Annotated in this window: 20 protein-coding genes; 5 read left to right on the forward strand and 15 right to left on the reverse strand. The window is 61.5% G+C overall.

All coding sequences use genetic code 11. The features are described 5' to 3' along the window. Positions 1-9 precede the first annotated feature (9 nt). The 11 genes from ccoN to yddG form a co-directional block, all read right to left on the reverse strand. Positions 10-1437 carry a cytochrome-c oxidase, cbb3-type subunit I gene (ccoN, locus tag ACODSZ_RS19205; protein WP_008330550.1) on the reverse strand — a complete coding sequence of 476 codons (1428 nt, stop codon included), beginning with the start codon at positions 1435-1437 and terminating at the stop codon, positions 10-12. A 152-nt stretch (positions 1438-1589) separates the two neighbouring features. Beyond that, complete coding sequence (ccoS, locus tag ACODSZ_RS19210; RefSeq protein ID WP_008330551.1) at positions 1590-1763, reverse strand: cbb3-type cytochrome oxidase assembly protein CcoS; 174 nt, start codon at positions 1761-1763, stop codon at positions 1590-1592. Next, positions 1763-4279 carry a heavy metal translocating P-type ATPase gene (locus ACODSZ_RS19215; protein ID WP_175343613.1) on the reverse strand — a complete coding sequence of 839 codons (2517 nt, stop codon included), beginning with the start codon at positions 4277-4279 and terminating at the stop codon, positions 1763-1765. Before ACODSZ_RS19215 ends, ccoS begins: the two co-directional genes overlap by 1 nt. Positions 4280-4281: 2 nt before the next feature. Continuing rightward, complete coding sequence (locus ACODSZ_RS19220) at positions 4282-5136, reverse strand: sulfite exporter TauE/SafE family protein (protein ID WP_488928287.1); 855 nt, start codon at positions 5134-5136, stop codon at positions 4282-4284. Between the two features lie 11 nt (positions 5137-5147). Continuing rightward, positions 5148-6599, reverse strand: a complete 1452-nt coding sequence (hemN, locus tag ACODSZ_RS19225; RefSeq protein ID WP_175343611.1) for an oxygen-independent coproporphyrinogen III oxidase — start codon at positions 6597-6599, stop codon at positions 5148-5150. Between the two features lie 243 nt (positions 6600-6842). After that, positions 6843-8378: a histidine-type phosphatase gene (locus ACODSZ_RS19230; RefSeq protein WP_488928288.1), complete on the reverse strand. Its 1536-nt coding sequence runs from the start codon at positions 8376-8378 to the stop codon at positions 6843-6845. A 49-nt stretch (positions 8379-8427) separates the two neighbouring features. Beyond that, positions 8428-10542 carry a TonB-dependent siderophore receptor gene (locus ACODSZ_RS19235; protein WP_488928289.1) on the reverse strand — a complete coding sequence of 705 codons (2115 nt, stop codon included), beginning with the start codon at positions 10540-10542 and terminating at the stop codon, positions 8428-8430. A 133-nt stretch (positions 10543-10675) separates the two neighbouring features. Further along, the gene (locus tag ACODSZ_RS19240) at positions 10676-11089 is read right to left on the reverse strand and encodes an ExbD/TolR family protein (protein ID WP_488928290.1); all 414 of its coding nucleotides are present in this window, start codon (positions 11087-11089) and stop codon (positions 10676-10678) included. Then, entirely contained in the window at positions 11089-11823 is a 735-nt protein-coding gene (locus tag ACODSZ_RS19245; RefSeq protein ID WP_008330565.1) for a MotA/TolQ/ExbB proton channel family protein, read from the reverse strand. Before ACODSZ_RS19245 ends, ACODSZ_RS19240 begins: the two co-directional genes overlap by 1 nt. Positions 11824-11845: 22 nt before the next feature. After that, the gene (locus tag ACODSZ_RS19250) at positions 11846-12628 is read right to left on the reverse strand and encodes an energy transducer TonB (RefSeq protein ID WP_488928291.1); all 783 of its coding nucleotides are present in this window, start codon (positions 12626-12628) and stop codon (positions 11846-11848) included. Positions 12629-12792: 164 nt separating this feature from the next. Then, positions 12793-13686, reverse strand: a complete 894-nt coding sequence (gene yddG / locus ACODSZ_RS19255) for an aromatic amino acid DMT transporter YddG (protein ID WP_488928292.1) — start codon at positions 13684-13686, stop codon at positions 12793-12795. A 192-nt stretch (positions 13687-13878) separates the two neighbouring features. Here yddG and ACODSZ_RS19260 point away from each other — a divergent pair, with 192 nt between their 5' ends. Both ACODSZ_RS19260 and ACODSZ_RS19265 read left to right on the forward strand, forming a co-directional pair. Beyond that, the gene (locus ACODSZ_RS19260; RefSeq protein WP_488928293.1) at positions 13879-14532 is read left to right on the forward strand and encodes a 7-cyano-7-deazaguanine/7-aminomethyl-7-deazaguanine transporter; all 654 of its coding nucleotides are present in this window, start codon (positions 13879-13881) and stop codon (positions 14530-14532) included. Between the two features lie 96 nt (positions 14533-14628). Then, entirely contained in the window at positions 14629-15786 is a 1158-nt protein-coding gene (locus ACODSZ_RS19265; RefSeq protein WP_175343605.1) for an MFS transporter, read from the forward strand. 82 nt (positions 15787-15868) lie between these two features. Here ACODSZ_RS19265 and argE read toward each other — a convergent pair whose 3' ends face one another. Then, positions 15869-17071 (reverse strand): acetylornithine deacetylase, encoded by a 1203-nt coding sequence (argE, locus tag ACODSZ_RS19270; protein ID WP_008330592.1) that lies wholly within the window; start codon positions 17069-17071, stop codon positions 15869-15871. Positions 17072-17592: 521 nt separating this feature from the next. Here argE and ACODSZ_RS19275 point away from each other — a divergent pair. Continuing rightward, positions 17593-18048, forward strand: coding sequence for a response regulator (locus tag ACODSZ_RS19275; RefSeq protein WP_175343604.1), 456 nt, complete (start codon positions 17593-17595; stop codon positions 18046-18048). An 82-nt stretch (positions 18049-18130) separates the two neighbouring features. Here the strand turns inward: ACODSZ_RS19275 and ACODSZ_RS19280 are convergent, their stop codons facing one another. Continuing rightward, complete coding sequence (locus ACODSZ_RS19280; protein WP_008330598.1) at positions 18131-18373, reverse strand: hypothetical protein; 243 nt, start codon at positions 18371-18373, stop codon at positions 18131-18133. 497 nt (positions 18374-18870) lie between these two features. On the opposite strand from ACODSZ_RS19280, the gene ACODSZ_RS19285 reads away from it, so the two are divergent. Next, entirely contained in the window at positions 18871-20139 is a 1269-nt protein-coding gene (locus ACODSZ_RS19285) for a lipopolysaccharide biosynthesis protein (RefSeq protein WP_488928367.1), read from the forward strand. A gap of 14 nt (positions 20140-20153) precedes the next feature. Then, positions 20154-21419, forward strand: a complete 1266-nt coding sequence (locus ACODSZ_RS19290) for a hypothetical protein (RefSeq protein ID WP_488928294.1) — start codon at positions 20154-20156, stop codon at positions 21417-21419. Positions 21420-21793: 374 nt separating this feature from the next. Here the strand turns inward: ACODSZ_RS19290 and ACODSZ_RS19295 are convergent, their stop codons facing one another. Then, entirely contained in the window at positions 21794-22417 is a 624-nt protein-coding gene (locus ACODSZ_RS19295; RefSeq protein WP_008330613.1) for a LysE family translocator, read from the reverse strand. Further along, positions 22417-22872 (reverse strand): Lrp/AsnC family transcriptional regulator, encoded by a 456-nt coding sequence (locus ACODSZ_RS19300; protein ID WP_488928295.1) that lies wholly within the window; start codon positions 22870-22872, stop codon positions 22417-22419. Before ACODSZ_RS19300 ends, ACODSZ_RS19295 begins: the two co-directional genes overlap by 1 nt. Positions 22873-23436: the final 564 nt, after the last annotated feature.

Consider the following 23436-nt stretch of genomic DNA (forward strand, 5'->3'; position numbering starts at 1 on the left):
TTCCCCCAATCAGTGCGCAGCGTTGGTCACGGCAGGAATCGGTGCGACAGCCAGTTCGGTGCCGCGCATGGTGCGCCAGGTGTTGTAGGCCATCACCAGCATGCCGGACAGATACATCAGGCCACCCATCAGACGAATGACGTAGTACGGGTAGGTCGCCTTGACGCCCTCGACGAAGGTATAGGTCAGGGTGCCGTCGGGATTGACCGCACGCCACATCAGGCCCTGCATCACCCCGGCGATCCACATGGCGGCGATGTAGAGCACGATGCCGATGGTGGCTACCCAGAAGTGGATCTCGATCAGATCCTTGCTCCACATCTGGGTCTTGCCCGACAGACGCGGGATCAGGTAATACATCGCTCCCATGGTGACGAAGCCAACCCAGCCCAAGGCACCGGAGTGCACGTGGCCGATGGTCCAGTCGGTGTAGTGGGACAAGGCGTTGACGGTCTTGATGGCCATCATCGGACCTTCAAAGGTGGACATGCCATAGAAGGACAGCGAGACCACCAGGAACTTCAGGATGGGATCGGTACGCAGCTGGTGCCAGGCGCCCGACATGGTCATCATGCCGTTGATCATGCCGCCCCAGGACGGTGCCAGCAGGATCAGCGAGAACACCATGCCCAGCGACTGGGTCCAGTCAGGCAGCGCGGTGTAGTGCAGATGGTGCGGACCGGCCCACATGTAGGTGAAGATCAGCGCCCAGAAGTGCACGATGGACAGGCGATAGGAGTACACCGGACGGTTGACCTGCTTGGGAATGAAGTAATACATCATCCCCAGGAAGCCGGCGGTCAGGAAGAAGCCCACCGCGTTGTGACCGTACCACCACTGGATCATGGCATCCTGCGCGCCGCTGTACATGGAGTAGGACTTGGTCAGCGTGGCCGGCATGGTCATGCCGTTGACGATGTGCAGGATGGCCACGGCGATGATGAAGGCACCGTAGAACCAGTTGGCCACGTAAATGTGCTTGACCTTGCGCTTGACGAGGGTGCCGAAGAACACCACGGCGTAAGCGACCCAGACGATGGCGATGAGAATGGTCAGGGGCCATTCCAGTTCGGCGTATTCCTTGCCGCGGGTCAGCCCCATGGGCAGCGTGATGGCCGCACCGACGATGACCAGCTGCCAGCCCCAGAAGGTGAAAGCGGCCAGGAAGTCTGAGAACAGCCGCACCTGGCAGGTCCGCTGGACGACGTAATACGAGGTAGCCATCAGCGCACAACCGCCGAAGGCAAAGATGACTGCGTTGGTATGCAGGGGACGCAGCCGGCCGAAGCTCAGCCAGGGAATCCCCATGTTCAATTCGGGCCATGCCAGCTGGGCGGCGATGATCACACCGACCAGCATACCGACTACGCCCCACAGGATGGTCGCCACGGTAAATTGGCGCACAACCGTGTAGTTGTAGCTATTTTCTTTGCTCACGAAACTCTCCCCACTTTGTTGAGTACTGTTCAATGCGAGCTTACGGGGCAAGCCTTCCAGGGGCATTGACGTGTATCAAGTAGAAAGACAGCGGCAGAGAAATGCCGCAGATCGTGAGCCACAGGCCGCAGCGCGCGGCACGCAAGAGCGGCTCAGGAAGGATCGTGCCGACCCTGCGGCGCAGGGGTGTCATCGTCGTGGAGAATGCGCATGGCCGGGCCTTCGAGGTCATCGAACTGGCCGCCGTCGGAGGCGCGGAAGAACACCCAGATCGCCACGAACACCAGCAGCGTACTGAGCGGAATGAGCAGGTAGAGCGCTTCCATCACGCCCCTCCTGCCAGTGCTGGCCGAGGTGCCGATGTCGGCACCGTGACCGGCAGCGATGGGCGCGTGGCCCGACTCAGGCGCAAGGCATTGCCGACCACCAGCAGCGAGCTGGCCGACATGCCCACCGCCGACATCCAGGGATCGAGCAGGCCGAAGGCTGCCGCCGGGATGGCGAGGAAATTGTAGAGGCTGGCCCACACCAGATTCTGGCGCACGATGCGCATGGTGCGCCGAGCCATCTGCGCGCACTGCGCCACGGCAGACAAGCGGTCGCTCATGATGACGGCATCGGCACTGACCTGGGCCAGCGCCGCACCCTTGCCCATGGCGAAGGACACATCCCCGGCGCGCAGCATGGCGGCGTCGTTGATGCCATCGCCAACGATGGCCACCACCGCCCCGCCCTGCTGCAGTTCGCGCACCACCTCCAGCTTGCGTTGCGGGGTACAGCCGGCAATCACTTCATCGATGCCGACGGCGGCCGCCACCTCGGCGCAGACGTCAGGCTGGTCACCGCTGAGCAGGATCACGCGCATGCCCTGCGCACGGAAGGCGGCCACCGTCTCTTCGGCATCGGCACGCAATGCGTCAGCCAGGTCGAAGCGCGCCAGCCAGCCATCGCTGTTGCCCAGATAGACCGACCCGGCCGCCGCGGCAGCGGGATGACTCAGCTCGGAAGGCAGCCGTGCTCCGGCAAGCTCGGCCACGAAACGACGCGCTCCCAGACGATGCGGTACGCCATCGATGAGGCAGTGCATGCCAGCACCGGTCACCGAACCCAGTTGCATCACCTCGCACGCCGCAATACCCTGACGCCGCGCCTCGTCCACCAGTGCCCTGGCCAGTGGATGCAGGCTGCCGTGCTCCATGGCCGCTGCCAGCGACAAGGCCCGTGCTTGCGGAATGCGGCTCCACAAGGCCGTCAGTTGCGGCCGGCCCTGGGTGAGCGTACCGGTCTTGTCGAAGAGAATGGTATCGGCGCGTTGCAAGGTTTCCAGTACATTGCCACGCACCACCAGGGTACCTTCACGCAGCAGGCGATCCGTCGCGGCGGCCAGGGCCGAGGGCGTGGCCAGCGACAGCGCACACGGACAGGACACCACCAGAACGGCGATGGCCGTGGCCCAGGCGCGCGCAGGATCGATCAGGTGCCAGGTGAGAAACGTGATGGCCGCCAGCAGCAGCAAGGCCACCACGAAGCGCGAGGCCACGATGTCAGCCCACTGCGCCAGGGCCGGCTTGCCCTGCCCGGCTTGCTCGGCCAGGCGGGTAATGGCGGCCAGCGTACTCTCGCGCGTGGTGCGCAGTACACGCAGCAGCACCGGCTGGCTCAGGTTGACGGCACCGCCCGGCGCCTCCTGGCCGGGCTGGAAAGTCTGCGGACGACTTTCGCCGGACAGCAGAGCCAGATCCAGTTCGGCCAGACCTTCGAGCAGGCAGGCATCGGCGGCGATGGTATCGCCGGGACGGGCCAGAATGACGTCGCCGACCTGCAATTGCGCGGCTGCCACCAGCGTCGTCTCACGTTGCTGCGGATAATTGCGCAGCACCAGCGCCGCCGCAGGAAAAGCCTGCTGCATGCGTTCCAGCGCCGCCGCCGACTTGCGTCGTGCGGCGGTTTCCAGATAGCGGCTGGCCAGCAGCAGGAAGATGAACATGCTCACGCTGTCGAACCAGATCTCGCCCTCCCCGCGCCAGGTGGCGATGGCGCTGCCGGCGAAGGCGGCGGCGATGCCAATGGCCACCGGCAGGTCCATGCCCGGCGCACGGGCGCGCAGACCTGCCCAGGCGCCGGTGAAGAACGGCAAGGCCGAATAGAACACCGCCGGTATGGTGAGGAACAGGCTGGCCCAGCGCATCAGCGCCATCATGTCGGGATCGATGCCTTCACGCGTCATGTAGACCGGAACGGCATACATCATCACCTGCATCATCGACAGGCCCGCGATGAACAACTGGCGGAACAGGCGGCGACCGGCGCGGCGCGCCTGTTCGCCCTGGCGTAGCGGATCGAAGGGATAGGCGGTATAACCCAGGCCACGCAGGCCGCGCAGGATGGTGGAAGTGGAACAAAGGGCGGGATCACGGCGGATGTGCAGCCGTGCACTGGCCACGTTGAGTTCGGCCATGTGGATACCGGGCAGCCGCGCCAAGTATTTTTCGATCAGCCAGACGCAGGCGGCACAGCGCAAGCCATCGATGGACAACACCAGTTCCTGCGCTTGGTCGGTTGTGCCAGAAACTTCACCATCGCCTGTCTGCACGGGCAGGTCCACCAGCGCCAGCTCGGGCGGCAGCAATTGTTCCGGGTCGACACGGGCTGAGGGAACGGTACGACGCAGGTAGAAATCTTCACATCCACTCTCGACGATGAGCCGGGCCACGCTCTGGCAGCCCACGCAGCACAGGGCGCGCTGAACACCGCCGATCTCCAGCCGCCACGACTCCCCCGCCGGCACCGGCTGGCCGCAGTGGAAACACAGATTCGCCGCGTCACTTTCCTGCTTGCGCATGGTCATCCTCCATGTACCGGACTGACGCAGAATACGTCGATCCAGCCACGTGCGATTCCCAGGCCGCCTATTTCGGCAACGCGCAGCAAACCCAGCAAGCCGAAGGCCAGCACGATCACACCGGCGCTGCGCCGCACCCAGGCCCGCGCGACCAGCTGACGCAGGCGCGCACCCGACATGCCTGCCACCAGCAGCACCGGCAAGGTGCCGGCACCGAAGCTCAGCATGGTCAATGCGCCCTGCCAGGCACTACCGGCCATGAGTGCGGTGAGCAAGGCGCTGTAGACCATTCCGCACGGTAGCCATCCCCACAGACTGCCCAGCAGCACGGCCTTGGCGGGCGTATCGACCGGTACCAGCCGTGCCGCGTGCGGACGCAGGCGCGCCCACAAGCCGCTGCCCAGTTGCTCCATGCGTGACATGCCGCTCCACCATTGGGTCAGGTAGAGCCCCAACAGGATCAGGATGAGATTGGTGATGACGTAGGCCACCGTCTGCGCCGGTGCCATCCAGCCCAGCACATCGGCGCCGCGCAGCAGACCGGCGGCGATGCCACCGGCCAGCGCACCCGCCAGCGTATAGCTGGACAGGCGTCCCAGGTTGTAACCCAGCACGCGTACCAGGTCTTGTCCGAAGGCCCGCAGCTGCGCCGGGCCAACGAAATGAAGAGGAATCACGCGAGGTGTGCCGCGCACCTGCTGAGCCGCCATGACGCAGACCTGAGCCGGCGCCTGTGCAGGCCTGCCCGAAGCACGGGCAGGCGCGGCCGAACTGAGCGCACCGACGATGCCGCCACACATGCCGATGCAATGGACACTGCCCATCAGGCCTACCAGGAAGATCGGCAGCAGGTTCATCGTGGCTCCGCTCAGACGGTCTGCGAATAGCGCTGCGGTGCGTCCTTGTTTTGGCTCGCAGCCTTCTCGCGATCCTGGGTCAGGTAACGATCGAACACCATGCAGATGTTGCGGATCAGCAGGCGCCCCTTGGGCTCGACAGTGATCCATTCAGGTTCGATCTTGATGAGGCCGTCTTGCTCCAGCAGCTTGAGCTTTGCCATCTCGGGTGCGAAGTATTCGCGGAAGACGATGGGATAGGCGATCTCCAGCGAGTTGATCGACAGTTCGAAATTGCACATCAGTCGCTGGATGATGAGCCGGCGCAGCACGTCATCCATGCCCAGCTGGATCCCGCGTGCAATGGGCAAGGTGGAGTTTTCCAGACGGGCGTAATAGCCGTCCAGGGTCTTTTCGTTCTGGCTGTAGCTGCCGCCCACGGCGCTGATGGCCGAGACGCCGCAGGCCACCAGATCGGTCTCCGAATGGGTGGAATAGCCCTGGAAGTTGCGATGCAGGCGGCCCTGCTGCTGGGCGATGGCGAGGTCGTCGGTGGGTTTGGCGAAGTGATCCATGCCGATGTAGACGTAACCCGCACCGGTCAGCTGGCGGATGCACAGCGAGAGCATATCGAGCTTGCTGTCGGCGCTGGGCAGGTCTTCTTCCCTGATCTGGCGCTGGGTCTTGAACAGCGCCGGCATGTGCGCATAGTTGTAGACGGCGATGCGGTCGGGGCTGGCGGCGATGACCTTGGCCAGGGTGCGCGACATGGACATCACGTTCTGCTTGGGCAGTCCGTAGATCAGGTCGATGCTGACCGAGCGGAAGCCGGCATCACGCGCGGCGGCGATGATCTGCAGCGTCTGCTGCTCGGACTGCACGCGGTTGACGGCCAGTTGCACCTCCGGATCGAAGTCCTGGACGCCCAGGCTGATGCGGTTGAATCCCTGCTGGCGCAGCTTGTGGACACGCTCCACCGAGACCGTGCGCGGATCGATTTCGATCGAATATTCGCCGACGTGATCCGGTGCCAGCGTGAAACTGTGGCGGATGTGGTCCATCAGGTCAGACATCTGCTCGTCCGACAGATAGGTCGGCGTACCGCCACCGAAGTGTAGCTGCTCCACCTGGTTCATGCCGGAGAACAGCGAGCCCTGCATGCTGATCTCGCGCTTGAGATAGCTCAGATAGAGTGCAGCCTTGGCGCGGTTCTTGGTGACGATCTTGTTGCAGGCACAGTAGTAACAGATGGTGTCGCAGAACGGAATGTGCAGATACAGCGACAGCGCCCGCCAGGCGCTCATGTTGCGGCGGTCGGAGACCGCGTGCAGGTAGTCGGTGACGTCAAAGTCGCTGGAAAAGCGGTCTGCCGTCGGATAGGAGGTGTAACGCGGGCCACGCTGGTCCATTTTGCGCAGGACGGCCTTGTTCATGCCGGCGAGACTGGCGGAAGGATGCAGGGTGGACGGATGGGCGACTTGCATGCGATGCTCCTGGCCGGCTGCCGCGCCGGACTGACGCGGCGCGCACATGCGCTGGGCCGCGAGCCCACCGGGCGAGCTGGTATTGACTGGAGCTTGCAGAATAGACAGATCCTTGCAGGATCGCATTGATGTGCATCAAAGGGGCGGGCCTGTTGACCGGTGGATATCAGTTACGTCATGGCTCAAGCAGTACAGCCGCATACCGGCGCCCGTTGGCTCAACCGTGCCACCAGCCTCAGCACCTCAGTGCTGAGCGCCTGCGCGGGCCTGTCCATAACAGGCCCGCAACGCGTGATAGTCGTAGTAGTGGCTGCGGGGCGCGATCCTGGCCTGATCACAGGACGACTTGAAATCCATCTCCCCCTCGTTGTACAGCAGTCGCACCAAGGTACGCCCGGCGGCATTGGCAAACATGTCCCATTGCAGGTTGGCAGCCATCGGCGCAATCTGCGCGCCACGCCAGCCATTGCGAGCCGGCGCATAGGGTTCACGCGCGTCAACCTGCTGCGCCGCACCGGGCAGGCCCAGCAACGTGGCCAGCGGTATGACGATCTCGGCATGGGCAAAGCGCAGCTTGGCCAGATGCTGGCGCTGACCACGGTCGATGGCGTCGGCCTCATCAAAGAAATCCTGCAGCAGGATGCGTCCCATGCGCGACGTCACATCGCCCTGCTCTACCATTGCCGGCCCTTTGCTGTAGAAATCTTCAGCATCTTCGATTTCCGCGAAGACCTGCGCCGCCATCGGAGGCATGATGTTGTCGAAAACCTTCACATTGCTACCAGCCCGCTCCAGTTCAGTACGCATCCCGGCACTGATGGCATAGAGGTCATACAGCGCCCTGGCTGCCTGCACGCCGCTGGCGATGACGCTGCGGCCGTCGCCGGTCAGGGTATTGGTATGACGCCCATCCGCGCTGGTAAAGCTGAGCGTGCCGCTGTTGCTGAAACGATAGCTACCCCGCTCCAGGCGCGTCAGGAAGTCCGCACTGAACAGCCTCGACAGGACCGCATCGGCGGCGTCCTGCAAGCGCGGATCCTGGCCGATGCGCGCCAGTTGCGCCTGCAGCGCCGCCCCATGCAGATAGGCTTGGTAGGCGCGGCTATCCCTCCAGGTCTGCAGGCGCAGCGTGGTCGTCTGTGTCGGGAGATTCTTGGGCAAACGATGGAAATACAGCAGATAGGCATCCTTGGACGGCCCCTGCACATGACCACGCAAGCCCGGACGAGCGGCCAGCAACGACTGCGTGAAGGCCTCTGCACTATCCACCGCGCGATCCTTGCCCGAACTGACCACGACGACCTCGCGTGCACCTGAGCTGGCCTGGTCGAACAGGCCGGGCAGACGTTGCACCATCCGTCGTGCCAGCTCGATGTGCTCTTGCAGCCCGGCCAGGGTCTCGTTGCCATAGCCGGGCTCGCTGATTCCGGGCACACCCGCCCCCAGCAGAAAATTGGCCCGCAGCATGGCCTGCAAGGCCGGTCCCAGCGTCTGGCCCAGCGGGGTCAGTGCGTGCTCCTGCTCGGCCTGCTGCCACAGGCGATAGAGGGCCAGATCGGATTTCATCCCGGTCAGGCCACGAGAACCATGGCGCGCCAGCAACTGGGTGAACACCGGTGCATAGCCGGCAGGCACCGGTTCCAGGCTGGAGAGCGGCTGGCGCGGGGCATAAGGTGTCTTGGTCTGGCGATCGTCACGATCAGCGGCCTGCGCCAGGCTGGCGGCCAGCAACAGGCCGATCAGCCAGGCACAGGCCCTGGCAGTTTTATGGAAGTTCATGCCACCGATCATGCGATATCAGCCTTTCCGGGTCGGGAACCCCTCACGCTCAGAAGTCGGCGCGCACGTTCAGGTTCAGGGTACGCGGCGCCCCCACGTTCAGGTAGGTTTCCTGATAGTAGGTCCAGTACTTGCGATTGGCCAGATTGGTGATGTTGGCGCTCCAGGTGGTCATGTGGCCGCCGATACGGGTGCGATAGTTCAGACCTGCATCGAACAGGCTGTAGGGCGAGAGCATGTTGGTATTGGCCGAATCCAGCGCCATGGTACCCACATACTGCGCGCCGGCATGCAGTGACAGGCCTGCCAGGGTCGGCACCCGGTAGCTTAGCTGCGCACCGGCCTGTACATCTGCCGCGCCGACGGCGCGCTTGCCATTGACCGCTGCTGCCGCATGGGTGACTTCGGAGCCCATCACCATCACGCTGCCATCCAGGCTCAGGTCCCGGGTGAGCTGTAGCGACGCATTGACTTCCACCCCGCGATAGATGCTCTGACCATCGGCCACATAGACGTTGGCGCTGTTGATGTACTGCGAGCCACGCTCGATGCGGAACAGCGCCAGGCTGCCGTTCCAGGCGTCGTGCTCGGTCTTGACGCCCACTTCTGCCTGCTTGCTCTTGATGGGAGCGAAGGTCTGGTTGGCATTGACCGTCGTAGTGGGCGCCGAGGCGCTTTGCTCCAGGGCCTCGGCATAGCTGACGTAGACCGTCGTATCGGCACGCGGCTTGAACATCACGGCGGCCGTCGGGCTCAGCGGACTGGCAGTGAAGCGTGCACTGGTGGCGTTGGCGGTGGTGTAGGCGGTATCAATGTAATTGGTGTAACGCAGGCCGGCCAGCAACGACCAGCGCTCATCGAACTTCATCGTGTCGCTGGCGAAGAGCGCGGTCTGCGTGGTCCTTTCATCACGATAGGTACCGCCGCTGTAGTTGACGCTATCGGCCGAGTAGATCGTCGGCGCATACAGGTTGCCGGTGCCGATGTAGGGCTTGGGCGTGGTCACGGAAGAAGTGGAAAGCAGGTTCTGGGCCATCGCACCGAACACGACTTCATGCTGCAGGAAGCCGGTGCTCACCTTGCCCTGCACCATGGCCTGTGCTTCGTTGAATTCGTAGCCATGGTATTCGGATGTGAGGCGGTCGCGATAGTTGCCGCTATTGCTGGTGATGTAGTACTGATCCTTCTTGTAGACTCGCACCGATTCGGAATGACGCACGGCGACGGTGGCCTTCCAGTCATCCGAGAGACGATAGTCGGCACTCAGCGTCACCAGGCGGTAATCCACATTGGTGTAGGAGCCATTGCTGTAGAGGCGCGTGCTGCCATCCAGCGCCGATGGGATCTTGAAGCCGCTGACGATGACATCGGTGCCACCGGCGGTGATGCGCCGCTGGTAGAGGGCATCGAGCCTGACGGTCAGGTCGCTGCTCAGCCTTGCATCGAAGGAGGCACCGATGGATTGGCGGTTGATGCTGCCGTGATCGGCCTCGGTATCGCCGCTCTCGTTGACCAGGTTGATGCGGTAGCCCAAGCGCTGGTCCTCGCCCAGGCGACCTCCGGCGTCGACGTGTTCCTTCCACGTCCCGCCACTGGCATAGCCGAGATCGGTAGCGAGAAAAGCGTCATCGGTCGGACGCTTGGTGACGTAGTTGACGATGCCCCCCGGCGAGCCAAACCCGTACATGAAACCGGACAAGCCCTTGAGCACCTCCACCTGCTCGAACATCTCCAGCGGCATCTCGGTGCCCCGATTGATGTTGGCCAGGCCATCGATCTTGTAGCCGTTCAGGTCGTCCAGGCGCAGCCCGCGTATCGCAATGGTGGCCGGGTGAGTGCCGTTGACCGGACTGCTGTTGCTGACGCTGGCGTCGTACTTCAGCACTTCGGCCAGCGAAGTGGCCTGGCGGTCTTCGATCTCGTCGCTCGTGACGGCGCGCGTGGAGAACGGCGTCTCCAGTTCGGAACGCTCGCCGAGGGCTCCTCCGCTGACCTGCTCGGCCAGCTTCTTCTTGTCGGCGCTGTCGGTCACGGTGATCTGGGGCAGCACGCTGTCATCGGCCTGTGCCAGCAGCGGGCCGCTACTGCCCAGCAGCAGACCGGCGCCCAACAAGGCGCGCCGCATGGTGGAAGGACGGGGGGTGGCAATACGTCTGGAAATCATCTTGAACTCGCAGTGGATGGAAGTGAGGAATTTGGCCTTGCTTTTTTATGGTCTGAATCCGGGCATGCCCGATCAGCCTTTGGTATCGGTTGAATCTGATCTGTCTGCCTGTCTGCCTGGCTGCCTGGCTACCTTATGGCCGCGGATCGGTCACGAAGCCGATCTTGGCCAGCCCGCCAGCCTGTGCCATGGCCATCACCTGCGCCACCTTTTCATAAGGCGTGGTGCGGGCCGCACGCAGATGCAATTCCGGTGGCTGCGACCGGGCCGCCGCGGCGCCGATGCGGGCCTTCAGTTGCGCCATGTCGACCGGTTCGTCATTCCAGAAGGTCTTGCCCTGGGCATCGATGGCCAGGTTGATGCTGTCCGGCTTGAGCGTATCGGGCTGGGCTGTGGTACGCGGCAGGTCGATTTTTACCGCGTTGTTCATGACCGGCACGGTGATGATGAAGATGATCAGCAGCACCAGCATCACATCCACCAGCGGGGTGGTGTTGATCTCGGGGTTGAAGTCGTCGTCCGATTCGGACAGGGATCCCATGCCCATCACGCTGCTCCCTGGACGCGCAGGTGCATCGTATGGGACTGTTGCGGCCCGGCACCGGAGGCATCGGCGCGAGCGCCGGTGACGAACAGCGCATGCAGTTCGAATCCGAACTTGTTCAGGCGTGCGATGATGCTCTTGTTGCCACGCAGGAGCGCGTTGTAGCCGAAGGTGGCGGGAATGGCGACGGCCAGGCCCAACGCCGTCATGATCAGGGCCTCGCCCACCGGGCCGGCCACCTTGTCGATGCTGGCCTGGCCGCTGCTGCCGATGGAGACCAGGGCGTGATAAATGCCCCAGACCGTTCCGAACAAGCCCACGAAAGGGGCCGTCGAGCCGACCGAGGCCAGGACGGCCATGCCCGACTGCAAACTGGCCGAGGCCTCATCGATGGCCTGGCGCAACGACAGTGTGACCCATTCGCTGACCGGCAGACGATCCTGCAACTGGCCCTGATGGATCGTGTGATGATCCACCGCCCCTTGCCCGGCACTGGCGAGCGCGACGAAGGGATTGTCCCGCCCCAGACAAGAGACGCCGGCAGCGACGTTGTCAGCCTGCCAGAAGGCGTGACCGGCGGCCTGTGCCGGGGCGCGATAGCGCAACAACTGCAGGGCCTTGGTCAGAATGACGTACCACGAGGCCATCGACATCATCGTCAGCAGAATCGCCACCGCCTTGGTGACGACATCGCCTTGCGACCACAAGGCCGTGAGGCCGTAGGGACTTGCATCCATTGTTGATTCCTTTCTGGCTGGATTACTGCGTCAATTGAAATTTGATCGGCACGACGACATAGGCAGACTGTGCCCGGCCCTGCTCTACATAAGGCTGAAAGCGGGCCTGCGCGACCGCCACGCGTGCTGCCTGGTCGAGGCTGGCGATGCCCGAGGATTTTTCCAATGCAATCTGTTCCACGCTGCCCTGGGCATTGATCAACACGCGCAGCAGCACTTCACCTTCGTCGCCACGACGACGGGCAGCGGCGGGATAAACCGGTTGCGGGGCGGTGAGGTATTGCACGCCGCTGGTGATGACGGGCGGACTGGATGGGCGGGACACTGCCGCTACCGGTGCAGCGGCAGCGCTCGCGGCGGCAGGCGCAGACGAGGATGATGCAGAAGCGGCTGGCGCAGTCACGGCGGCCGCGGGAGGCGCCAAGGTCGGCGCTGCGCTCACGGGAACGGATACGGGCATGGCTGCCTGGTGGGCGCGCGGCGTTGGCGCGGGCCGCACGTGCACGGTGCGTACCGGCGGTGCGGGCGCCGGTAGCGCAGAAGAACGGACCGGCTGGGGTGCTGGCTCGAAGAGCGCCAGCATCACGGTGCTCGGTACCGGTGGTGTAATGGCAGGGGGTGACAGCGGACGCATCTGCAGCGCCAGCCACAGCACACCAAGATGCGCTGCGATCACCAGCAGCGCCGGCCGGACCGTCCGCCACCGGTCCGCTGCTGGCCAGGCGCGCCCAGCCGGTGAAGCAGCCGCTGCCACGGCCATGCCGGCAGCGGTGCGCTGAGGAAAATGAGGGAGAGATGACAACATGACTCGCGCCGCAGGGTACGGCGTTGCTTTGAAAAAAGCAGGAGTCTAGGCAGTCATGATGACCTTGCCGTTACGCTTGTGTGACAACGGCGTCAGGAAGGGCGTCGCCGATGTAAAACTTTGTAAGCCCCCCCTCCCCAACGGAGCTCCCCGCGCGACGAACGTCAAGGGTCCCGGCGTCCCGCCGTCGCCCGCCAGCACAGGATCGACCCGGCACACACCAGCGCGGCACCCACCCAGAACGAGAGCGGCAAGGGGGCTCGCAGCAGCAGCGCCGACAGCGCCGATGAAAACACCGGAATGAAATACGAGGCCCCCGCCAGCACCGTCACGTTGCCATGCAGGATGCCGATGTTCCAGGCTGCATAGCCCAGCCCCATGGCAGCCGAGGCCAGCACCAGATAGACTGCTGCGGGGATACTGAAGGATAGTTCATCGACATGCCCACCCAGCAAGACCTTCACCCACAAGGCCAGTGCCACCAGCATGAAGAAAGGAGTCACGCCGTTCTTGCCCCCGGCGATGCGCGTGGTGACGGTACAGTAGGCGGCCCAGATGAGGGCGCCGATGAAAGCCAGGCCATAGCTCAGCGGGTTATCCTGGATGTTGATGAGAATGCCTGGCAGATCCAGCCCCTGGTCGCCGCCCAGCACCCAGCAGATCCCCAGCATGGACAGGATGAACCCGGGCACCACCAGCAGCGTGGCGCGCTGCCCGCCGAACAGGATGGCCGCCACCAGCGTAAAGGTCGGCCACAGGTAGTTGACCATGCCGACCTCGATGGCCTGGCGGCCATCATGCGCATAACCGATGGAAAGCGACAGGCACAGCTCATAGGCCACGAACAGCACACTGCCCCACGCCAGATACCGGCGCGGAAAGCTCGACAGCCGCGGGAAACCCACCGACACCATCAGGATCAGCGACGCCACCGTATAGATCGCCGCCGCGCCGCCGGTGGCGCCGAGATGTTCGCTCACGCCCCGGATCAGGCCCACGATGGCGCTCCACAGGACCACGGCGCTCAGTCCGATCAGGGTTGCCTTCTTGCTGTTCATTGCACCTGCCCAAAAGCGCAAGAGTGTACCTCATGGGCCACGCTGCCTGTCCTGCAGCGGCGGGAGACCCAAGGCCCGCCCCCGCTGCCGTGATAGAATCCTGCCCCTTCTGTCCGCGCTTGAGTGGCCGTCACCCACCTGGCCGGACGTGTTCCATGGGTTCCCTCGCCCCCATTCATCAAAAAGGTTCATATGACGACTCTCGACCTGCGCCGCCACGCTGCGCTGACCTGGCTATCTCTGTTCCACCTGGTGGTGATCACCTCCAGCAATTACCTGGTGCAACTGCCGGTTTCCATTTTCGGCCTGCATACCACCTGGGGCGCCTTCAGTTTTCCCTTCATATTCCTGGCGACCGATCTGACGGTGCGATTCTTCGGCGCCCCGCTGGCCCGCCGCATCATCTTTGCCGTGATGCTGCCGGCGCTGTTCATTTCCTACGGCATCTCGGCGCTGTTCTACATGGGGCAGTGGCAGGGCTTCGGCGCGCTGGCGCATTTCAACCTCTTCGTGGCGCGCATCGCGGCGGCCAGCTTCACGGCCTATGTACTGGGACAAGTGCTGGACGTACAGGTCTTCAACCGCCTGCGCGCCTCGCGCCACTGGTGGCTGGCGCCGTCGGTATCGATGATCTTCGGTAACGCCAGCGATACCATCGCCTTTTTCTCCATCGCCTTCTGGCGTAGCAGCGATCCCTTCATGGCCACGCACTGGGTGGAAATCGCGCTGGTCGACTACGGCTTCAAAATCGCCATCAGCCTGCTGTTCTTCCTGCCGGCCTATGGCGCCCTGATGTCGTTCCTGAAGAGCTGGTTCGCCCGCCCTCTGGCCGCCGATCCGGCCTAAGGCCTGCAGCGATTTCCATCCGGCGGTAAACTTGTGGCTTTTGCGCGCTCTGCCCGGGCGCGCCCTCCTCCTCTCCACTCTCCACCTGGACTGCGCATGAACTGGCCCCTGTTTGCCCTTGCCGTTGCCGCCTTTGGTATCGGTACCACTGAATTCGTCATCATGGGCTTGCTGCCCGACGTCGCACGCGATCTGGGGGTGAGCGCACCGGCCGCCGGCATGCTGGTCTCGGGCTATGCCCTGGGCGTGGCCGCTGGCGCCCCCATCCTCGCCATCCTCACCGCCAGATGGCCGCGCAAGCAGGCGCTGGTGGGGCTGATGTGCCTCTTCATCCTGGGCAACGTGCTGTGCGCGGTAGCGCCCAATTACGTCTTCCTGATGGTGGCGCGGGTGGTCACTGCCTTCTGCCATGCGGCCTTCTTCGGCATCGGCTCGGTGGTAGCCGCAGAACTGGTCGCGCCGCACAAGCGCGCCCAGGCGGTGGCACTGATGTTCACCGGCCTGACGGTGGCCAACATCCTTGGCGTACCGCTGGGTACGGCCTTCGGCCATGCGGCGGGCTGGCGCTCCACCTTCGGCGTGGTGACCGGGATCGGGGTGCTGGCCGCCATCATGCTGTGGACCATGCTGCCCAGGAAGATCCCCATGCAGGCCGGCAATATCTTCCAGGAGTTCCGCTCCATCATCGATACCCGCGTACAGCTCTCGCTGCTGACCTCCACGCTGGCCTCGATCAGCATGTTCAGCGTGATCACCTATATCGCCTACATCCTGCTGGATGTGACCGGTTTCACCACCCGGCAAGAGAGCTGGGTGCTGCTGCTTTTCGGTGCCGGCATCACCGTGGGCGGGCTGGTCGGTGGCAAGCTGGCGGACTGGAAACTCATGCCGGTGATGTGCGGCGTGTTCCTCTGCATCGCCGTGGTACTGGGACTGTTCTCCTTCACCAGCCACTACAAATGGCCGACGCTGGTCACCATGTTTGCCTGGGGCGCCTTCGCCTTCGCGGTGGTACCGGGCGCGCAGATCCGCGTACTCGATACCGCGCGTGGCGCGCCCAACCTGGCCTCCACCCTCAACCAGGGCGCCTTCAATCTGGGCAACGCCACCGGCGCCTGGGTCGGCGGCGTGGCGATCTCGGCGGGCCTCCCCCTGACCGATTTACCTTTGATCGGCTCGGTCTTCGCCCTGCTGGGACTGCTGACGGTGGCCTTCTCGGCCTCGCTGGACAAGCGCGTGCGCGCCCCGGCCTGATCAACCACGACGCCAGCAAGAAGGCGCTTGTCCCTCGCGGGAAAAGCGCCTTTTCTTCATTGCGGCAACGACAGCGGCGCCGTCAAGCCGCCGTCAGATGTGCCGAAGCGATGAAGTTGTCGAAGAAACCTTCACATCTGGCCAATTGCTCCAGCGTGACGAACTCATTAGGCTTGTGGGCATGGACGATGTCGCCCGGTCCGCAGATCACGGCCGGCATGCCGGCCTGGCCGAACAGCCCGCCTTCGGTACCGAACCCGACCTTGCGTGCACGTTCGCTGCCCAGGATGCGCAACGCCGAGCTCACCAGCGGATCATCGGGTGGCGTGCTCATGCCGGGATAGGCCGTGAGGGTCTCGAATTCGATGCGTCCTTGCGCGCCCTCGATCTGCATCTGCGGCAGCAGTTCCTGCTCGGCATAGCGCCTGACTTCCTCGAACACCTCCGCCGGATCGATACCAGGCAGGAAGCGATGCTCGAAGACGAACTCGGCCTTGTCCGGAATGATGTTGGGCGCATTGCCGCCGTTGGAAAGCGTGGTGACGATGGAAGAGTACGGTACGTCGAAGTCGTAATCCTGCGCCTCCGAATTGCGTACGCGCAGGGCGATCTCGCGGATCTTCAGCTGCATCATGGCGGCATAGTCGATGCTGTTGATGCCCAGGTGCGGGCAGGAAGAATGGGCTGCATGACCATGCACCGAGCAGCGATAGGATCGCTTGCCCTTGTGCGCGATGACGGGCTGCATCATGGTGGGCTCACCGATGATGACGCCGGTGGGCCGGATGTCGTTCTGCTGCAGATCGGCCAGCAGCTCGCGTACCCCGAGGCAGCCGACCTCTTCATCGTAGGAGAAAGAGAAGTGCAGCGGCGTGTGCAGCCTGTCCTGGGCGATAGCGGGCAGGCGCGCCAGGCAGACCGCGATGAAACCCTTCATGTCGCAAGCACCGCGACCGAATAGTTTGCCATCGGCCACGCGCGCCACGAAGGGATCGGAATCCCAGTTCTGGCCGGTGACCGGCACCACATCGGTGTGGCCGGAGAAGACTGTTCCGTAGTGTCCGGGACCAGCGTCGCCCAGGGTGGCGAAGAGGTTGGCCTTGCGCCGTTGCGCATCGTAGGTCAGACGGGTGGTGGCGCCGTGGCGCTCCAGGGTGTCGCGCACCCATTCGATGAGGCCGAGGTTGGATTCGCGGCTGATGGTGTTGAAGCCGATGAGGGTCTTGAGGATATCCAGCGTCGCCTGGGTCGGGGCCGCAGCGGCTGATGTCAGTGGTGCATTCATGATGATGGTTTGCCTGTTCAAATCCGGAACGCCGGGCCATCGGACAGGAGGACAGATGGCGTGGGTGTTCCCTCAGAAGTGCAGCAAGCGGCGTGCCACGGCCTGCCCCTGCTGGCATGGCGGCCAGCCGAGGCAGACGGCGCGGCTGCAGATCCCTGCGCCTGGCTCCCTGCCGTCTCATCGGACGGGATCGGCATTGATCCGGGGGATCGCTACCCTGCACGTGAAGGACTTAGCTTACACCGCAATACATGGCGTGGTTGGAGAGATGAAGGATTTTCACGGCTGGGGGCGGGGATGCGCGCTGGCGAGCTTGCCCTGTCATGGCCCATCGAACAGGCCGGACGGCCTGCTCGACCGCGAAGCCGGGCCGTATCAGGAAAATCCTGCTAGGCGCTTTTGCGCATTTTTGTCAGACTGCTGCTGAAGTTTTGTGCCGGGAGAGGCGCCCGCAGAGGCCAGCATGGATTCCCGCAGCACAGGAATGGTGATCAGGGTCACTACAAGAGAAGGACAAGACCATGAAGCCGCCGATCATATTGATGATTGAGTCGAACGGCGAAGCAGTGGAGCTGGCGCGTTTTGCGCTCTGGCGCCAGAATTTTCACTGTGTATTGCAGTGGTATGACGAAGCAGACGCTGCCATCGAGCGACTGTTGCCACGCCGCCAGGAAGGGCAGGTGCAGTTACCGGGCATGATTTTCCTCGATCCGGGCATGATGGAGAACAATGGCCTGGACTTCATCGAGGCCATGAGGGCGGGCCGCAACACGCGCGCGGTACCGATCGTGGTGTTTCCTGACAGTGATTACCCGCCGGAGATGCCGGCGCTGCTGGAAGCCGGTGCCGTAGAATATGTGCTCAAACCCGAGACGGCCCAGCAATACATGGATGTGGTAGTCGACCGTGCGCGGCGCTGGAGCAAGCGACGGCGCCGACGCGATTCGCCTGCGGTGAAGGCTGACGGGGATGGCTAGCGGCCCGACAAGAACGCCGCGATCCTCGCAGGTCGCGGCGTTTTTTCTTGTGCCCGCACGCATGCTGGGGGAAAGTTGACGCTTATTTCTTCACGCGCGTGCTGATGTGGCCATCGAACTCACGCTGCGCTGCTTCCAGCCTCTTGAGGGCTTCCTGCCAGGGGTGGTAGTCGGCTTCCGTGAGCCAGGAACCGTCAGGATTCTGTTTCCACTGTTCCAGCTTGGCGGTCATTTTTTCATATTCTTCCAACTGGGCGACCAGTAGCGATTCCATTTGCGTCTTCAACTCTTCAGCGCGGGTGATCCAGGGATCCTGTTCTGACATGGGCGACTCTCTTTCGTCATGAATGAAGGTGCGGGAATGTTAACACGACCGCCAGCGCAGCGATCACGCCTGAGAAGCTCTGCAGTGGGATGCAGCACTTGATGTGCTTCCTGCATGGAAGGCATTTTCAAAGAGGATACACATTTCCACTTTAATGAATGCAGAAAAGAGAATTGGAACCGGAAGTCGCTTGAAGCAGGAACCTTGCCAAATGATGATGATCATATTGAATCTTCTTTTTGGCAAAGTCATCCAGTTGCCTAATCTCTTGTTTCACCAAAGAATTCGCTGCAAAAAGGTATGACAACCTTAGCGAAGCGCATGGCGGGAGATGAGCTTGGCTAGCTTGCCCTAAAAAAGTGGCCAAGTTTTCCATAAAGAGTGACACTGTTCTCGCTAACCACGACGATATGAATTAGACTTTTTGACTTTGCTGCCTCCTATGAACAGGGATAAAAATTAATACCCGACGGATTACACGAGCGCCGAACGTCGTACTGAGAAATGCGGCCTTCAATTACGGCGGCATCATATGGCGGGCGGGTCTGAGTATTCTTCTGATACCTGTCTACGTCCATCACCTCCCCTCCGGGCAGTGGGGGGTGGTTGCATTCTGCATGGCCCTTCAGGGCTTCCTCACTCTGGTCGATGCCGGGCTGGCGCAGATCCTGCCCCGCGACATCGCGCGTGCCAGTGCCTCGGCAGAGTCATGCGCCCACACCTTCGCGAAATTTTCTCGAATCTATATGTGCCTGGCCGGCTTGGTATTTGCCATCGGCCAGATTGCCGTCCCATGGCTTGCAAGCACTTGGCTCAAGCTCGACGGTATCGCGCCGGCAGATCTGGAATTGGCTCTGCGACTGGCGTTCGTTTTATTCTTCTTTCAATTCTGGAACACAGTTCATCTGGGTTACTGGAACGGAATGCAAGAGCAGCATCGGTCCAATATCAGCCAGGTCGTTTTTGCCAGCCTGAAACATGGCGGCGCCGTGCTGATGGTGCTCCTCTGGTCGCCCAGTGCCGATTCTTACCTGCTGGCATTTTCTGTCGGCTCAGTACTCGAATGGTCATGCAATCGCAAACTGATCATGACCGCGCTACCCAAGCGAACTTTCAAGCTCCCGTTCTCTGACCTATTTGCGTTAGCGCGTTCGACTGCGGCACTTTCCCTGGGCGTGCTTTTGGGAATTCTGGTCTCCCAGCTGGACAGATTGCTGTTACCAGGCATGGTGTCGATCGACAACTATGGTCGATATGCCGCAGTTGCGGGTCTCGGACTGGCATTTTTTCAGTTCCAGTCGCCGGTCATCAACGCGCTCTATCCTCGTATCGCCACGGAGCTGCCGACCGGTGAAACGAAATCTCTGCGGACACTCGCTCTGGCGATCATGGTAACCAGCATGCTGCCCTGTCTGCTGGTGGCATCAGCCGCAGGCTGGCTGCTTGATCTCTGGATCCGCAATCCGATGATTGTCAGGATGGGCAGCCTGCCGCTGCAACTCATCCTCATTTCCATCGCAGTGAATTCGGCCTATCAGATTTGTTACCAGCAGATCCTCGTCTATGGAGATGGGCGCTACGTGATGTGCGTCAATGGATGCAATGTCCTCATCGTCTCAGTATTCATCTTGTTGGCTGTTCCACACATGGGCATTGTGGCCGGAGGCGCAGGCTGGCTTCTTGCATCGAGCGTGCAGCTCATCGCAGGATTGTTCTGGGTATTCGTGCGCAAGCCCCGAATGACAGCGGCCAGAGCCGCCAACTAGTTGCGCAGGAACGAATGCCTTTTCCCAAACGAACAGCAGATCAAGTTTTCTGGTCCTGCACCGGCTTGTATCTCATTCTTGGGATGGCCCTGGGGCTGTTCACACAAGTCCATTTCAAGGAGGTGCTTCATCTGGGCATTACGGTGACCGATGTCTCCGCCCTCGCACACTCACTGAGCGAAGTCCATGACCTGAGCAACTTTCTGTACATCAAACGCTACGATCTCGCTGGATTGTTGCTGCTTTACGCCCCTGGCTATCAGATCAGTCCCTCGTTTTACACGACGATCAATGCCCTTCTTTTTCTGGGGACAGCGCTCATCTACAAGCGATTGGTGGTTGACCGGCTTGCTGAAGGAGGAAGTCGCACCATAGCGATGCTTGGATTGCTCGGCAATCCTTTCTTCTTGATGAATATGGCGGGCCCCAACAAGGAAATTCCCCTCCTGCTGTTGACCTTGCTGCTGGCCTACATCCTCATGAACCAAGCCCCGGGCTGGCTCTGGAAAAGCATGGCCACAGCGAGCCTGGCCATCTTTTTCCGGGATGGCTATGGCGTGCTGCTGATGATCTTCGTCGCCGTCTACTACGTCTCCGGCATCCAACGATGGACGCTTCCGAGGTACTGGAAGGTCATGCTCATGTGCGTCGTGATCTCTGCAGGAGTGGGAGTATTCGCGCACACGCTGGCCGAGTGGCTACCTTTTGTAAGACGCAACCTGAACGTTGCCAAGCTTGTTGCCCATGACGCCACGGCCCAAGTGGCTAACGGCACAATCACCTGGTTCTCCATGTTCATGGTCCTGGTGCAATGGGGGCGGCGGCTGGTCTTGAACGCGGCAAGTCTTGCGTTATTCCCGGTGCTCACTCAGCAGAACGGCTCCATCTATTGGGTCGGGGTGAGCTATGCCATTTTCGGCTGTCTCAATCTGGTAGCGTGTCTCAGCGCCATCTTGACGCTGGTCTCGACGACGAAGGCCGATGCGGCCGCCCCGCCCCAACCCGACGCGTTGGCGCTGGCCAAAGTTCTGTCGATGATATGGCTGGGCTTGTTCCTGCTGATGTCGGCCTCGGCCTATGTCCAACCACGCTATCAGATGACCATTTTGCCGATAGGCCTGGCGGCAGTCGCATTTCAGAAGCGCAATGTCCGTCACGCGATTCTGTGGATTCCGATTGTGCTAGTCCTTGGTTTTCTGGCATTGCGCTACGCGCATGGCAGACTCCCTTCTTCGGCTGCATTCGACTCTTTCCCAGTCAATCCTTATGTCCCGCGCTAAGGCATGAAGAAGATCCCGCGATATCTTTCGTGTTGACATCCTCCACACAAGCAATGCGGATATCGATGGCTGCTTCTGGCCGAGTCTGTGTAAAAACGTGGGGATTTTTAATCAATCGAAAAATCGACCTCTCAGATCAAGCCGTATTCAGTTTTCTCACTAACGGGAGGGGGCTAGCTACCGACGATTTCCCAGGAGATTTGCGTTTTTACACAGCCTCGGCCGATTACGGACATCTGGCCCCGAAGAGGAATCTCGCAGGAATGGAAAAACTCGAAACATGGATAAGCAGCCTGCCAATTATGCGGAGTAGTGGATGGACGAGAGGGCGCGATTTGCCCGTTATCTACCCTTTAGAATCAAATAGCCACCTATCAAATCACCAGGTGCAGAAGCGATCCGAACGCGTAAAGTGCGAAACCGATCAAGATCAAACCGGAGAGTCGCGATACCCATGTCGTGAAGCTTTCCGGTAACCGCTGCCGCATCATCGCCACGCCACCGCTCAGGAAAAACCACCACAGAATCGATCCCAGGAACACGCCCGCTACGACAAGCGTTGCATTGAGCCCGCCGGCAGCCTCTGCCAATCCGAGACCTGCAAACATCGCCGCGAAGGAAAGAATGGTCGCCGGATTGCTGATCGTCAGAAGAAAAGTCGCCGCCACTGTCCCGAGCAAATCGCGCGTACCAAGCTGCGCCGCCGCCCGCTTGGGTCCGGGCGTCAGATTTTTCCAGCCGAGCCAAAGCATGAACAGGCCGCCAATCAACTTGAGAGGCACATCGATCATTGCCAATACGGCGGCAAAAGCGGAAAAACCAATCGCCGCCAGACCCGCATAAAAAGCATCCGCAGCCGCCGTTCCCAACCCTCCAGCCACGCCGGACCAAAAACCACGTTCGAGGGTGCGAGTAATGCACAAAGCACCGATTGGCCCCAGCGGGGCTGCTACCGCCAGACCGAGAAGCAGGCCTTTTCCCAGCAGCAGAATCTCCATCAGACCATTCCTTCCTTCAAAATAAAGGGACCATCCACGACAGACGACAAGGCGATAATCGTCTCGGAACGGGCGAGATAGCCATGCTTTTTCATGTCCGCCAGAAAGTCCTCAATCCCTGCTAGCGACCGCGTATGGATTTTGATGAGATAAGACCATGGGCCGGTTACGTGATGACACTCCGCGATAGCAACATGTGCGGCCGCATAACTGCGGAACGCAGCCTCATCGGCTTGAGGCGCAAGGGCAATCCAGACAAAGGCAAGAATCGGCAAATCCAGCAAATGCGGATCTGCATCAACAGTCGTGCGGCGGATCGCGCCGCTTGCGGTTAGGCGGCGAATACGTTCATTGACGGCCGATGTAGACAGCCCCACCGCGCTACTAACATCTGCCAGAGAGCGCCGTGCGTCTTTCGCCAGAAATCCGATTATTTTGCGGTCAGTATCATCCATGACCACATTATTTATTGTTTAAGTATATTTTTCAATAAAATTTTCTTAACGAGGCATGATTCGCGTGACTGCGATCATAGAGATGAGAAGAGCCTCAAGGCTAGCCCTACGGTGCATGCCGCGTGGACGCACTGCTCAAGAACTCGAAGACTCCGGAAAAGGAAAAACTTGAACTGGCGTTGTTGGCCGCTTGAGGAGATTGGGCTCGAAGCAACACTGGCGTAGCTGAATGCCGTAGCCACTGAGTTATAACTAAGCAGCTTTGATCTGAGGCATAAGGTGGCCACCGCCCGAAAAGCAAAAAACCGCTATCGGCCAAGGCTGATAACGGTTTTCTGAGATTTGGTTGCGGGGGCAGGATTTGTCCGTTATCTACCCTTCAGAATCAGTTGAGAAATAGCTGGAAAGGTCCGCTTCTAGCCGGACGCTGTCTTCCTGAAAGCGTCGAACCACCATACGAGTTCTTTGCTGCCACCACAGCCGACTAACGCGAATTTCCTGGCCTTTCATAGGCGTCGACCAATCTGTAAAGAGTCAGCAAAGTTGCACGTTCGCCAGGCTCGC

This window comes from Herbaspirillum sp. FG34 (assembly GCF_057809315.1).

Coding starts and splice junctions, on each gene's coding strand:
- ACODSZ_RS19260 (WP_488928293.1), top strand. CDS start 13,879: ATGACGACTCTCGACCTGCGCCGCCACGCTGCGCTGACCTGGCTATCT.
- ACODSZ_RS19265 (WP_175343605.1), top strand. CDS start 14,629: ATGAACTGGCCCCTGTTTGCCCTTGCCGTTGCCGCCTTTGGTATCGGT.
- ACODSZ_RS19300 (WP_488928295.1), bottom strand. CDS start 22,872: ATGGATGATACTGACCGCAAAATAATCGGATTTCTGGCGAAAGACGCA.
- ACODSZ_RS19295 (WP_008330613.1), bottom strand. CDS start 22,417: ATGGAGATTCTGCTGCTGGGAAAAGGCCTGCTTCTCGGTCTGGCGGTA.
- ACODSZ_RS19220 (WP_488928287.1), bottom strand. CDS start 5,136: ATGAACCTGCTGCCGATCTTCCTGGTAGGCCTGATGGGCAGTGTCCAT.
- ccoS (WP_008330551.1), bottom strand. CDS start 1,763: ATGGAAGCGCTCTACCTGCTCATTCCGCTCAGTACGCTGCTGGTGTTC.
- ACODSZ_RS19240 (WP_488928290.1), bottom strand. CDS start 11,089: ATGGGCATGGGATCCCTGTCCGAATCGGACGACGACTTCAACCCCGAG.
- hemN (WP_175343611.1), bottom strand. CDS start 6,599: ATGCAAGTCGCCCATCCGTCCACCCTGCATCCTTCCGCCAGTCTCGCC.
- yddG (WP_488928292.1), bottom strand. CDS start 13,686: ATGAACAGCAAGAAGGCAACCCTGATCGGACTGAGCGCCGTGGTCCTG.
- argE (WP_008330592.1), bottom strand. CDS start 17,071: ATGAATGCACCACTGACATCAGCCGCTGCGGCCCCGACCCAGGCGACG.
- ACODSZ_RS19230 (WP_488928288.1), bottom strand. CDS start 8,378: ATGAACTTCCATAAAACTGCCAGGGCCTGTGCCTGGCTGATCGGCCTG.
- ACODSZ_RS19235 (WP_488928289.1), bottom strand. CDS start 10,542: ATGATTTCCAGACGTATTGCCACCCCCCGTCCTTCCACCATGCGGCGC.
- ACODSZ_RS19280 (WP_008330598.1), bottom strand. CDS start 18,373: ATGTCAGAACAGGATCCCTGGATCACCCGCGCTGAAGAGTTGAAGACG.
- ACODSZ_RS19250 (WP_488928291.1), bottom strand. CDS start 12,628: ATGTTGTCATCTCTCCCTCATTTTCCTCAGCGCACCGCTGCCGGCATG.
- ACODSZ_RS19215 (WP_175343613.1), bottom strand. CDS start 4,279: ATGCGCAAGCAGGAAAGTGACGCGGCGAATCTGTGTTTCCACTGCGGC.
- ACODSZ_RS19290 (WP_488928294.1), top strand. CDS start 20,154: ATGCCTTTTCCCAAACGAACAGCAGATCAAGTTTTCTGGTCCTGCACC.
- ACODSZ_RS19275 (WP_175343604.1), top strand. CDS start 17,593: ATGAAGCCGCCGATCATATTGATGATTGAGTCGAACGGCGAAGCAGTG.
- ACODSZ_RS19245 (WP_008330565.1), bottom strand. CDS start 11,823: ATGGATGCAAGTCCCTACGGCCTCACGGCCTTGTGGTCGCAAGGCGAT.